Source organism: Micromonospora sp. WMMD964 (genome assembly GCF_029581455.1).
Lineage (GTDB): Bacteria > Actinomycetota > Actinomycetes > Mycobacteriales > Micromonosporaceae > Micromonospora.
The window spans coordinates 6,518,302-6,530,445 of record NZ_CP120860.1 but is presented as its reverse complement, the minus strand read 5'-3'; the positions used below and the strand labels follow the sequence as shown (position 1 = coordinate 6,530,445).

The 12,144-nt window shown below is 72.4% G+C and carries 8 protein-coding genes; 7 read left to right on the top strand and 1 reads right to left on the bottom strand.

From position 1 onward, the window contains the following. Positions 1-35 precede the first annotated feature (35 nt). Positions 36-725, top strand: a complete 690-nt coding sequence (locus O7616_RS29730; RefSeq protein WP_145779371.1) for a lysophospholipid acyltransferase family protein — start codon at positions 36-38, stop codon at positions 723-725. Between the two features lie 381 nt (positions 726-1,106). On the opposite strand, the gene O7616_RS29725 is transcribed toward O7616_RS29730, so the two are convergent. Then, entirely contained in the window at positions 1,107-2,327 is a 1,221-nt protein-coding gene (locus O7616_RS29725; RefSeq protein ID WP_282304960.1) for a hypothetical protein, read from the bottom strand. A gap of 78 nt (positions 2,328-2,405) precedes the next feature. Between O7616_RS29725 and O7616_RS29720 the strand changes: the two genes are divergently transcribed. The 6 genes from O7616_RS29720 to O7616_RS29695 all read left to right on the top strand — a co-directional run bounded on the left by O7616_RS29720 (position 2,406) and on the right by O7616_RS29695 (position 12,089). After that, positions 2,406-4,394, top strand: a complete 1,989-nt coding sequence (locus O7616_RS29720) for a TIGR03960 family B12-binding radical SAM protein (RefSeq protein WP_282304959.1) — start codon at positions 2,406-2,408, stop codon at positions 4,392-4,394. A gap of 243 nt (positions 4,395-4,637) precedes the next feature. Then, on the top strand, positions 4,638-5,078 hold the full coding sequence (locus O7616_RS29715) for a hypothetical protein (protein ID WP_282257088.1): 441 nt from the start codon (positions 4,638-4,640) through the stop codon (positions 5,076-5,078). A gap of 11 nt (positions 5,079-5,089) precedes the next feature. Beyond that, complete coding sequence (locus tag O7616_RS29710; protein WP_282304958.1) at positions 5,090-6,553, top strand: hypothetical protein; 1,464 nt, start codon at positions 5,090-5,092, stop codon at positions 6,551-6,553. Positions 6,554-6,563: 10 nt separating this feature from the next. Continuing rightward, positions 6,564-7,934 carry a type VII secretion-associated serine protease mycosin gene (gene mycP / locus O7616_RS29705; protein WP_282304957.1) on the top strand — a complete coding sequence of 457 codons (1,371 nt, stop codon included), beginning with the start codon at positions 6,564-6,566 and terminating at the stop codon, positions 7,932-7,934. Positions 7,935-8,088: 154 nt separating this feature from the next. Next, a complete protein-coding gene (locus O7616_RS29700) occupies positions 8,089-8,901 on the top strand; it encodes a TIGR03936 family radical SAM-associated protein (RefSeq protein WP_282257091.1) in 813 nt (270 codons plus the stop codon). Positions 8,902-9,032: 131 nt separating this feature from the next. Next, positions 9,033-12,089, top strand: coding sequence for an Rne/Rng family ribonuclease (locus tag O7616_RS29695; protein ID WP_282304956.1), 3,057 nt, complete (start codon positions 9,033-9,035; stop codon positions 12,087-12,089). Positions 12,090-12,144 lie beyond the last annotated feature (55 nt).

The following is a 12,144-nucleotide window of genomic DNA, read 5'->3' as shown; positions in this document are numbered from 1 at the left end:
CACCGCCTGCTCGCACCTCATCTGCCGGAGGACCAGTGCCCCTGCTCTACACCATCGGCAAGCTGACCGTGGCGCCCACGCTGCGGGTGGCGTTCCGCCCGACCGTGGAGGGTCTGGAACACGTGCCGGAGACCGGCGGCGCGATCTTCGCCGGCAACCATCTCTCGGTGGCCGACGAGCTGTTCCTCGGCACGGTCGTGCCCCGACACCTGGCGTTCTGGGCCAAGTCGGAGTATTTCAAGGGCACCGGGGTGAAGGGCGCGATCTCCAAGTTCGTCCTCACCGGCCTGGGCGCCATCCCCGTCGAGCGGGCCGGCGGCCGGGCCGCGCTGTCCGCGTTCGACGCGGCGATCCCGGCGCTCAAGGGCGGTGACCTCGTGGTGGTCTACCCGGAGGGCACCCGCTCGCCGGACGGCAAGCTCTATCGAGGCCGCACCGGCGCGGCCCGGCTGGCCATCGCCGCCGGTGTGCCGATCATCCCGGTCGGCATGATCGGCACGGACAAGGCGCAGCCGATCGGCGCCCGGGTGCCCCGGCCCGGCATTGCCAAGATCACCGTGCGGTTCGGCAAGCCGCTGGACTTCACCGGCCGACCGGACGACCGGACCTCGCTGCGGCAGATGACCGACGAGATGATGAGCGAGATCCAGAAGCTCACCGGTCAGGAGTACGTCCCCCGCTACGCCCCGCCCCGCGCCCACCCGGACCCGACCCGCGACGCCTGACCCGGGCGTCGGCCCGACCACCTGCGGTCGGCCGCTCGCGCCCGGTGGCCGGCGTTCGGCCACACCCGGTCCAGAAGGCGATATACCTCTGAGTCATAAATATGACTCAGAGGTATATCGCCTGATGTGATGTGTCGTTCCGGCGCGACCTCACGCGGCGTCACGGACGTCACCGCCGGCACGCCAGCCGCGCTGGTCGACCGCCCGGCGTGGGGCTTAGGGCCTGTTTCATAAGAACTGGCCGGCCTGCGGCGGGCCCGGACGACGCCCGGCGGCGTTGCGGTTTCGCCCGGATACAACACCGGTATCCGGACGAAACCGCGCCTTGCCGGATCGCCGCCCGTGCTCCGCCTCGGCTCGACCGCCCTTATGAAACAGGCCCTAGCCCCGCTCGGGTCGGACGATCTGGGAGCGCAGGGTGTTCAGCAGTGTTGCGCTGTCGGTGACGGAGAGCCGGGTGAACACGGCGGTGGCGATGCTGCCGTGGTCGACCGAGGTGCAGACCACCACGTCGCCGCCGTCGGCCCGGCCGACGGCGCAGCGTTCGTGCCGCCCCCGTACGCCGGTGTCCACGGTCTCCGGGGTGTCCAGCGCGTACCGGTCGGCGAGCCGGCTGATCTCGGCCTCCGCGTCCGCCTCCGGGGTCAGCCGGAACCCGGTGCCGCCGAAGACGGTCACCCGCTTGCCACTCGACGTGGAGTAGACCCCGGCGAACGTGTCCTCGGCCAGCAGGTGCTCGTTGCGTACCTCGTTCTCCAGTTGCTTCGCGGTCTCCGCGCTGCGGTTGTCCTGTCGCAGGGTGAGGTCCTCGACCTGCTCGGGCAGCGCGGCGCGGGCCGGGTACTGGGCCGAGATCGGGAACCCGTAGTAGGCGGGGCAACCGCAGCAGCAGGCCAGGGTGAGCAGCAGCAGCCACGGCCAGCGGCGGCGTCGGCGGCGCGGCGCGTACCCCTTGGGCACCTGTCGCCCGGGTGGTGGCGCGGTCGGCGGCGTGGTGTGCCCGCCCCGGCGTTGCTTCGGTGGCCGGACCGGCGTGGGCGGCGGCGCAGGCGGCGGCGCAGGCGGCGACATCGGCCGACTCGGCATCATGGGCCCGGCGACCGGCGGGGGTGGTGGCGGTGGTGGCGCCTGGTGCGGCCCGACCGGGGGAGCGGGCGGGGTGGACCACTGCCGGGTCGCCGGCGGCACCGGATAGGGCGTCGTCGGAGGCAGCGGAGGCAGCTCGGCGGAGGGCAGGTCCCAGCCGCCGGTGTCCACCCCGGCCCACGGGTCGACCGGAGTCTGGTGCTCCGGCAGCCCGACGGGCACGGGTTGCGGTGGGGTCGGTTCGGCCGACTCACCCCAGGCTGGTCGGCGCGGCAACGGGGGCGGCACCGCGGCCGACCCGCTCCACCTGGGCGCGGGGACGTCCTCGGTGGCGGTGGCCTCGGGCTGGTCCGACGACTCCGGTCGGTCGGCAGCCGTGGGCTGCGTCGAGGGTTCCGGCTGGTCCGACGGTACGGGTGGGGAGGTCGGCTTGTCGGCGGCCGCCGGATCGCGGTCCGGCTCTGCGCCCGGGGTGCTCCCGTCGGCCGGCCGTGCTCCCGGCTGGGGCTCGGGCATCGCGGCAATCTCCTCTCGCGCCGGTCCGAGGTTAGTACCGCGTCGCCACCGCCGGACGGGCGCGTACCCTTGGGCATCATGAGTGCCCCGTCCACGACGCCGCGCGCGGCCGCTACCCATTCGGTCTGGTCCCAGCTCGAGCCGCTGCTGCCCCAGGTCTCCAAGCCCATCCAGTACGTCGGGGGCGAGCTGGGTGCGGTCACCAAAGACTGGGACGCGGCAGCCGTCCGCTGGGCGTTGATGTATCCCGACGCGTACGAGGTGGGTCTGCCCAACCAGGGTGTGCAGATCCTGTACGAGGTGCTCAACGAGCTGCCCGACACCCTCGCCGAGCGGACGTACGCGGTCTGGCCGGACCTGGAGACCCTGATGCGCACGCACGGCGTGCCGCAGTTCACCGTCGACGCGCACCGGTCGGTACGCGAGTTCGACGTGTTCGGTCTCTCCTTCTCCACCGAGCTCGGCTACACCAACATGCTCACCGCGATCGACCTGGCCGGCATTCCGCTGCTGGCCGCCGACCGCACCGACGCCGACCCGGTGATCGTGGCCGGTGGGCACGCCGCGTTCAACCCGGAGCCGATCGCCGACTTCATCGACGCCGCGGTGCTCGGTGACGGCGAGGAGGCGGTTCTGGAGATCACCGCGATCGTCCGGGAGTGGAAGGCCGAGGGCTCCCCGGGTGGTCGTGACGAGCTGTTGCTGCGGCTCGCCCGCACCGAGAGCGTCTACGTGCCACGCTTCTACGACGTCGACTACCTCCCGGACGGGCGGATCCAGCGGGTCGTGCCGAACCGGGCGGACGTGCCGTTCCGGGTGCACAAGCGCACGACGATGGACCTGGACGCCTGGCCGTACCCGAAGAAGCCCCTCGTGCCGCTGGCCGAGACGGTGCACGAGCGGTACGCGGTGGAGATCTTCCGGGGTTGCACCCGGGGCTGCCGGTTCTGCCAGGCGGGCATGATCACCCGTCCGGTGCGGGAGCGATCGATCACCACGGTCGGGCAGATGGTCCGCGAGGGCCTGGAGTTCTCCGGCTTCTCCGAGGTGGGCCTGCTGTCGCTCTCCTCGGCCGACCACTCCGAGATCGGCGACATGTGCTCGGGCCTCGCCCAGCAGTACGAGGGCACCAACGTCTCGCTGTCGCTGCCGTCGACCCGGGTGGACGCCTTCAACATCGACCTCGCGCAAGAGCTGTCCCGCAACGGGCGGCGTACCGGTCTGACCTTCGCCCCGGAGGGCGGGTCCGAGCGGATCCGCAAGGTCATCAACAAGATGGTGTCGAAGGAAGACCTGATCCGCACCGTCGTCACCGCCTACAGCAACGGCTGGCGGCAGGTGAAGCTCTACTTCATGTGCGGCCTGCCCACCGAGACCGACGAGGACGTCCTCGAGATCGCCGAGATGGCGCACGAGGTGATCCGGGCCGGTCGGGCCGCCACCGGCTCCAAGGACATCCGCTGCACGGTCTCGATCGGCGGTTTCGTGCCGAAGCCGCACACCCCGTTCCAGTGGGCCGCCATGGATCGTCCGGAGGTCATCGACCACCGGCTCAAGATCCTCAAGCAGGCGATCAACTCGGACCGCTCATTGGGTCGAGCCATCGGCTACCGCTACCACGACGGTGAGCCCTCGCTGATCGAGGGACTGCTCTCCCGGGGTGACCGGCGGGTCGGCTCGGTGATCCGCAAGGTCTGGGAGAACGGCGGCCGGTTCGACGGCTGGAGCGAGCACTTCTCCTACCAGCGCTGGGTGGACGCGGCGGCCGAGACGCTGCCCGCGTTCGGGGTGGACCTCGACTGGTACACGACCCGGCAGCGCGAGGAGCTGGAGGTCCTGCCCTGGGACCACCTCGACTCGGGGCTGGACAAGGACTGGCTCTGGCAGGACTGGCAGGACTCGGTCAGCGGGTTCGAGCAGGACGACTGCCGGTGGACGCCGTGCTTCGACTGCGGCGTCTGCCCGTCGATGGACACCGAGATCCAGATCGGCCCGACCGGCAAGAAGCTGCTGCCGCTCACCCCGGTGGGTGGCAACGGCATGAAGGTGCCGACCGGCGAGGCCTGACCTCGCTGCCGGGGCGGCGCCCGCAGGCGCCGCCCGCTACTCTCCACTTCCGATGTCGTCCAACGGGTCCGCGTCTCGCGGGCCCGTTGGCGTCGGTCGGGCTCCGTGCCGCGCCGCCACGTTCCACCGACTCCGGCCGGTGTGTGTCGACGGCGAACGGGGGCTGCCCCGACTTGGTCAGACTTCGATACGCTGCGTCTGACATGGACCGACCCGGCGGGTCGGGAACGGGGGAGGAATCGCATGGGGAGCATCCCGCCGCCGAGCACCGGCGATCTGCACGTCAGCGTCGAGGACCTGGACGCCGCGGCGGCGTACGTCGAACGCCTGAAGCAGTACGTCGAGGACACCCTCAGCTACGAGATGGAGCGCATCAAGGAACGGATGAAGGGCGACAGCAACAACGCCCAGACCGTTCCCAACGGCACCCCGTTCGGGGCGTACGAGGACGCCCGCATGCAGTGGGCGGCGCTGACCACCTCCACGGGCAACATGGAGGCGCACCTCGCGACGCTCACTCAGAAGCTCGCCGCGCTGAAGCAGGGCACCGAGGAGATCGCCAAGGCGTTCCGCGACACCGAGGCGCGTAACGCGGCCAACGGCAAGGAGATCGAGCGACTGCTGGAGTCCGCCGCACCGCCGCCCACCGCCGGCGGCACGCCCACCTACCCGTACACGGCCTGAGGGGGACGGTCATGGCTGGAGGAACCTGGGAGCGGTGTGTCCGCGAGGTGACGCTCTCCGCGGACCCGGAGACCGTGGGTTCGGTCGGAGCGGGCTGGAACAACCTCTCCACCGGTCTGCAACACCTGCGCGACGCGCTGGTCGGCCGATCGTTCGTCGGGCCGATCGCGACGGGTCAGGAGCGCCCGCACGTCGGCGGCCTGCCCGGGATGCTCGCCGGTTGGAAGGGCAGCGGCGGTGACGCGTACCGCGAGCACCTGAGCGCGATCGGCAAGCAGATCGAGGATCTGATCACCGACGCGACGAACGTCAGTGGCGCCTTGATCCGGATCGAGGGCGACATCCGCAAGTCGGTCTCCACGATCCCGATTCCGCTGATGGACGACTTCGGCTTCAACGAGTGGAGCCTGCCCAACGGCACCGAACTCGACGACGCCCGCGACGGCGAGAGCTCGTCCGGCTTCCTCGCCGCCCTGCGGCAGGACTACCAGAACAACCCGGCGTCGTACGCCGACGGCGCGTTCCGCGACAAGGCCGATGACCTGGAAGCGACGATGAAGGTCGACGGCCAGGCCGGCGACCAGAAGCGGGGCGGCTGGTGGGACACCAAGTCCCACCTGGACAACTGGTACCGGGACAACCAGCAGGCGGCGAACACGGCGATGGCGCCGTTGCCGCAGGCGGTCTACACCGAGCGTCCCAAGCTCACCGTGAACAGGCCGGACGGAAACGACGGTTCGGACGACCTCCGTCGCGACCCCCGGGTCCCGCCGACCGGTCGGCCCGACATCGGCGGTGGCGACTTCGGCGGTAAGCCCGACATCGGCGGTGGCGGGCCCACCATCGGCAGCAGGCCACCGGGCATCGGCGACACGGGCGGCCCGACGTCGACCGTCGACCCGTTCTCCCCGACCGGGCCCGGTGGGATCGGCGGCGGTTCGCCCTCCGGCACCGGTCAGCTCACGCCCCCGTCGACCGGCTCCGGTTACCCCGGCGACGACGACTACAGCAGCGGTCTGGCCGGTGCCGGCCCGAGCAGTGTCGGCGGCCTGGGCGGCGGCATCGGCGGCGGCGGTCTCGGCGGCGCCGGTCTCGGTGGCGCCGGCGGCGGTTTCGGAGGTGGGCCCGGCGTGGGCTCGGCCGGTGGGGTCGGCGTCGGCGGTGGCCTGGGCGCGGGCGGCGGGATCGGCGTCGGCGGCATCCCCGGCATGGTGGGTGGCGGCAACGGAAAGGTGCCACCGCTGACGAGCGCGTCGAACGCGCTCCGCACCGCCGCAGGCGGTGCGGGGATGGCGGGCGGCGCGCGTGGCGCTGCCGGCGTCGGCGGGGTCGGGATGATGGGCGGCGGCATGATGGGCGGCGCGGGCGGCGCCGGACACGGCGGCGGCACCGGCTCCGAGCACTCGTCGTGGTTGACTGAGGACGACGACCCGTGGGGCCCTGGTGACGGTGCGTCCCCGGGCATCCTTCGATGAGGACGGGCGGATGACTGTGAACCTCGGAGCGCTCCGGCCGGTGACCGCCTGCCTGCTGGCCGGGCTTCTGGTCGTCGGGGCCGCCCAACCGGCGGCCGCCGCGCCCCGGCGCGCAGAGCAGTGGTATCTGGACGAGCTGCGGATCGACCAGGCGCACGAGATCTCGACCGGGCAGGGCGTGATCGTGGCCGTGATCGACAGCGGCGTCGAGGCCAGCCATCCGGACCTGCGTGGTCAGGTGCTCGCCGGTGGTCGCAGCTACGGCGCCTCCGGAGACGGCCGGGCCGACGAGGACGGGCACGGCACGCACATGGCCGGCATCATCGCGGCGAAGGCCAGCCGCGACGGTGTGGTCGGCGTCGCCCCCGGGGCGAGAATCCTGCCCATCAAGATGCGCAAGGACGGCGGGAGCTACCGCGACGAGGGGATTGCCCGGGGCATCCGGATGGCCGTCGACGGCGGCGCCAAGGTGATCAACATGTCCATCGGTGGCCCGGGCTTCGCCAACCCGGTGGAGAAGGACGCCATCAAGTACGCGTTGGACCGTGACGTCGTCGTGGTCGCCTCTGCCGGCAACACCGCCCGAGGCAGCGTCGCCGTGGACAGCCCCGCCAACACTCCCGGTGTCATCGCGGTGACGGGGACGACCAGGGGCGGCGCGTTCTGGTCCGGCTCCGTCCAGGGGCCGGAGGCGGTGGTCGCCGCTCCCGGCGACGGCATCTACAACGTCGCCAACGAGGGCGGCTACGGCTGGGGTGACGGTACCTCCGACTCCGCCGCGATCGTCTCCGCTCTCGCCGCGCTGATCCGGGCGAAGTACCCGGACCTCAACGCCGCGAGCGTGATCAACCGGATCATCCGGACCGCGCGGGACGCCGGTCCCTCCGGACGGGACCCGCAGTACGGCTTCGGGGTGATCGACCCGGTGAAGGCGCTGACCGCGAACGTGCCGCCGGTCACCGCCAACCCGCTGCTCGACCCGGCCGCCGCCACCGACCCGGGTCCGGCCCGCACCGGGGGTGCGGACGAGGAGTTCGACGTCACCCAGCACGGTGACCGCGGTGGCCCCACCGACCAGCAGGTCATGGTGGTGGGCATCGGGATCGCCGTGGTGCTGGTGTTGTTGCTGGGGCTGGCGGTCTTCCTGATCTGGAACCGTCGTCGCTACCGGCGGGAAGCGGCACGGGCTGCCGACATCCCGGATCACCTGCTCGACCAGGCGGCGCCCGGCGCGTACCCCTCGCCGGAGGCGGGTTACGCCCCGCCGCCCGGTTACGCCCCTCCGCCCTCCGGCTACGCCCCTCCGTCGGGTTACGCCCCGCCCCCCGGGTACGGGCCGCCTCCTGGTGGTCCGCCCCCCGCGCCGCCGACGCAGCGGTAACCAGCCCCGAGCCTGATGGCCGGTCGTCGACTTCTGGTCGCCGGCCGGCCGTCGGCCTTCACGACGTGGTCACGACACCGGCGGCCGGTTTGCACCCGTCTGTCGGTGCCGTTCGACCGCCCCGGCTGCGTACCGTCACGACGCCTGCGCCAGGATGGGTGGACACGCAGGTACCCCCGAGGAGCACACGATCGCCAGAAAGCCTCAACCCGAGGGCGGCCAGGCGCCGGTCGTCCAGCGCGTCCGCATCCGCTATGCCAAGCGCGGACCGCTGCGGTTCACGTCGCACCGGGACTTCGCCCGGGCGTTCGAGCGCGCGCTGCGCCGTGCCGCCGTGCCGATCGCCTTCTCCCAGGGTTTCACCCCGCACCCGAAGATCTCCTACGCCAGCGCCGCGCCCACCGGGGTGGCGAGCGAGGCGGAGTACCTGGAGATCGGCCTACAGGAGGCGGTCGACCCGGAGGCGCTGCGGGCCGCCCTGGATGCCGCTCTCTCGCCGGGGCTGGACGTCCTGGACGCCGTGATCGCCGAGGGCGGCAATCTGCCGGACCGGATCGAGGCGTCGCTCTGGCACATCGAGATGCCAGAGGTCGACCCGGCGGTGCTGCGCGCCGCGGTGGACGCCTTCGTCGCCGCCGACGAGGTGTTGGTGGAGCGGATGACCAAGCAGGGCCGACGGACGTTCGACGCTCGTGCCGCCGTGATATCCATCGATGCCTCTGCACCGACGCCGACGCCTTCCGGGGCGCCAGCCGTCCCGTGTGCGATACTCGAACTGGTCGTGCGGCAGGTCACCCCGTCCGTGCGGCCCGATGACGTCCTTTCCGGCCTCCGCGTGGTGGCCGACCTGGAGCCGCCGGTTTCGCCGAGGGTGACCCGGCTGGCTCAGGGCACGTTGACCGCGCAGGGTGCGATCGTGGATCCGTTGGATGCGGACCGCGGCGGGGCAGCCATCGTTGAGCACTGACCGACGGTCGGTGCTCTGGCAGGCAGACTTCGGCGGTCGCGCACCACGCGCGCCCGGCGGAAACACTTTTGCGGCGACCCTGCGTGGCAGCGCTCACCCGCGCCCGGGGCAGCCAGAACTGGAGAACGTCCATGCTCGAGAACGAGCCCGAGGGCGGCGAACGGACCGGTTCACAGCCGGCCGGCGAGACCGCTGACGACAGCACCACGGCCGTGGGTTCTGCTCCGGTGGGTCCGCCGGACGCCGGCGGCGCGGAGAGCGCCGAGCCGGCCGCGCCGGTGCGGCGTACCCGGGCGACCCGCCGCCGGGCCGCCCCGCTGAACCAACCGGAGCAGACCGACGCGCCGGTCGAGGCGACCACCGCCGGGGCCGGCATCGTCGAGTCCCCGCAGGCCGAGGTCCTCGCCCCGGTCTCCGGCGACCAGGAGGTCGCCCCGAAGACCCCCCGACGCCGCCGGAAGGCCACTCCCGTCGAGACCACCGCCGACGAGCCGCTGGTCGCCGCCTCGGCGGAGGCGGCGTCGGCCGAGGTGGTTCCGCCGGTGAAGGTGACCCGGACCCGGCGTAAGAAGGCCACACCGGCTGCCGTCGAGGAGCCGCCCGCGGCCGAGCAGCCCGCAGCCGCCGAAGAGCCGCAGGCGATCGAGGAGCCGGCCGTCGCCGACGAGCCGGCCGAGTCCGACCTGCGCGAGGCCGAGGCCGAGCTGGGCGACACGGAGACCCTCCCGAGTGCGGCCGCCGCCGAATTGGCGTGGGCCGACGGCGCGCCGGGTCGCTCGGGCGAGGTGTCGCCCGGGGTGGCGGTTCCCGGTGTGACCGACGCACCGAACGAGCCCGCCGAGGTCGAGCCGGAGCAGCCGCGTACCCGTCGGCGGAGGGCCGCTCTGTCCGCGCCGACCGTGCTGTTCATGGCCCCCCAGCCGGACGCCGTTCCGGTGACCCGGCCGGTGGAGTCCGCCCCGGTCGTCGAGGAGCCGGCCGTCGAGGAGGCCGCCGAGCCGTCCCGCCGCCGTCGGCGTGGCCGCCGCGACGCCGAGCCGGTGGAGCCGATCGAGGCGATCGAGGCCGAGGAGGCGCCGGTCGAGGAGGCCGAGGAGGCCACCGAGGCGGACGAGGACGACGAGGACAGCGCCGCCGCGCGCCGCCGCCGCCGTCGTGGTCGCCGTGGGCGCGGCCGGGGCAAGGGCGGGGCCGACGACGCCGAGGACGAGGAGTCCGAGGAGGCGGCGCAGGCCGACGAGGAGGAGACCGCCGAAGCCGAGGGGGACGAGGACGAGGAGGCCGAGGGCGGGGACGGTCTGACCCGTCGTCGCCGCCGTCGTCGTCGCCGGGGCGCGGGCGACACGGAGGGCGCCGCCGACGACGGTGTCCCGACCGTGGTCAAGATCCGCGAGCCGCGTCGGACGGTCGACGAGGTGCAGGGTGTCTCCGGCTCGACCCGCCTGGAGGCCAAGCGTCAACGCCGCCGGGACGGCCGGGAGCAGCGGCGTACCCGCCCGCCGATCCTCAGCGAGTCGGAGTTCCTGGCGCGCCGGGAGGCGGTCGACCGGGTGATGGCGGTCCGCCAGCGCGGTGACCGCACCCAGATCGCCGTCCTGGAGGACGGCGTGCTGGTCGAGCACTACGTCACCCGCAACTCCGCCGGCACCATGGCCGGCAACGTGTACCTGGGCAAGGTGCAGAACGTGCTGCCGAGCATGGAGGCGGCGTTCGTCGACGTCGGCCGGGGCCGCAACGCGGTGCTGTACGCCGGTGAGGTCAACTGGGACACGTCCGGTCTGGAGGGGCGGGCCCGGTCGATCGAGCAGGCGCTGCGCTCCGGCGACTCGGTGCTGGTCCAGGTCACCAAGGACCCGATCGGGCACAAGGGCGCTCGGTTGACCAGCCACATCGCGCTCTCCGGCCGGCACCTGGTCTACGTGCCCAACGGCAACGCGTCGGGGATCAGCCGCAAGCTTCCGGACAACGAGCGCAAGCGGCTGCGGGACGTGCTCAAGAAGCTGGTTCCGGACGGCGCGGGCGTGATCGTCCGTACCGCCGCCGAGGGCGCCACCGAGGACGAGCTGGCCCGTGACGTCAAGCGTCTGCAGGCGCAGTGGGAGGACATCCAGGCCAAGGCCGCCGAGGGCGGCGCTCCGGTGCTGCTCTACGGGGAGCCCGACCTGGTCATCCGCGTGGTCCGCGACCTGTTCAACGAGGACTTCCGCGAGCTGGTGATCGAGGGCGAGCAGGCGTACGACATGGTCGAGTCGTACCTGTCGCACGTCTCCCCGGACCTGGTGGACCGGGTGCGTCGGCACGTCGGCACGAGTGACGTCTTCGCCGAGTACCGGATCGACGAGCAGATCATCAAGGGGCTGGACCGCAAGGTCTTCCTGCCCTCCGGTGGCTCGCTGGTGATCGACCGCACCGAGGCGATGACCGTCGTCGACGTCAACACCGGTAAGTACACCGGCTCCGGGGGCAACCTGGAGGAGACCGTCACCCGTAACAACCTGGAGGCGGCGGAGGAGATCGTCCGTCAGCTCCGACTCCGCGACATCGGCGGCATCGTGGTGATCGACTTCATCGACATGGTGTTGGAGTCGAACCGGGAGCTGGTGCTGCGGCGGCTCACCGAGTGCCTCGGCCGGGACCGCACCAAGCACCAGGTCACCGAGATCACCTCGCTCGGTCTGGTGCAGATGACCCGTAAGCGGATCGGCGCGGGCCTGCTGGAGGCGTTCAGCGAGACCTGCGAGTGCTGCAAGGGTCGGGGCGTCATCATCCACACCGAGCCGGTGCCGGAGAAGCCGCGCGCCGCCGGTGCGGGGGAGAAGGTCAAGGCGGTCGCCTCGTCGGCGCCCGTCGCTCCGGCGGCCGAGCAGGGCTCGACCTCGTCCCGCCGTCGGGCACGCAAGAACGCCCCGGCCGAGCGGGCGACGGTCGAGGTGGTCGACACCGACACCAGCGCCGAGGCGGACGCCGACTACCAGGACACCATGGGCTACGACCTGTCCCGGTACGAGACGGACACCGCCGCCGCTCCGGCGGTCTCCGACAGCCAGCAGGGTGAGTCGGCTCGACTGGCCGCGGCGGACGACCCGGACGCGCTCGGCGACGGTGACGGCGACGAGGACACCACCGAGGGTGGCGGCGGCAGGCGTCGTTCGCGTCGAGGTGGCGCCCGTCGCCGGACGCGCCCCTGACGGCCTGACCGGCCACGTGTTTGGCGAGGTCCCTTTCCCGGCAATGTGACGGGGG

What these genes read in the sequence shown, in the direction of transcription:
- O7616_RS29725 (WP_282304960.1), bottom strand. Translation starts at nt 2,327, where the DNA reads ATGCCCGAGCCCCAGCCGGGAGCACGGCCGGCCGACGGGAGCACCCCG.
- O7616_RS29720 (WP_282304959.1), top strand. Translation starts at nt 2,406, where the DNA reads ATGAGTGCCCCGTCCACGACGCCGCGCGCGGCCGCTACCCATTCGGTC.
- O7616_RS29715 (WP_282257088.1), top strand. Translation starts at nt 4,638, where the DNA reads ATGGGGAGCATCCCGCCGCCGAGCACCGGCGATCTGCACGTCAGCGTC.
- O7616_RS29710 (WP_282304958.1), top strand. Translation starts at nt 5,090, where the DNA reads ATGGCTGGAGGAACCTGGGAGCGGTGTGTCCGCGAGGTGACGCTCTCC.
- mycP (WP_282304957.1), top strand. Translation starts at nt 6,564, where the DNA reads ATGACTGTGAACCTCGGAGCGCTCCGGCCGGTGACCGCCTGCCTGCTG.
- O7616_RS29700 (WP_282257091.1), top strand. Translation starts at nt 8,089, where the DNA reads ATGGGTGGACACGCAGGTACCCCCGAGGAGCACACGATCGCCAGAAAG.
- O7616_RS29695 (WP_282304956.1), top strand. Translation starts at nt 9,033, where the DNA reads ATGCTCGAGAACGAGCCCGAGGGCGGCGAACGGACCGGTTCACAGCCG.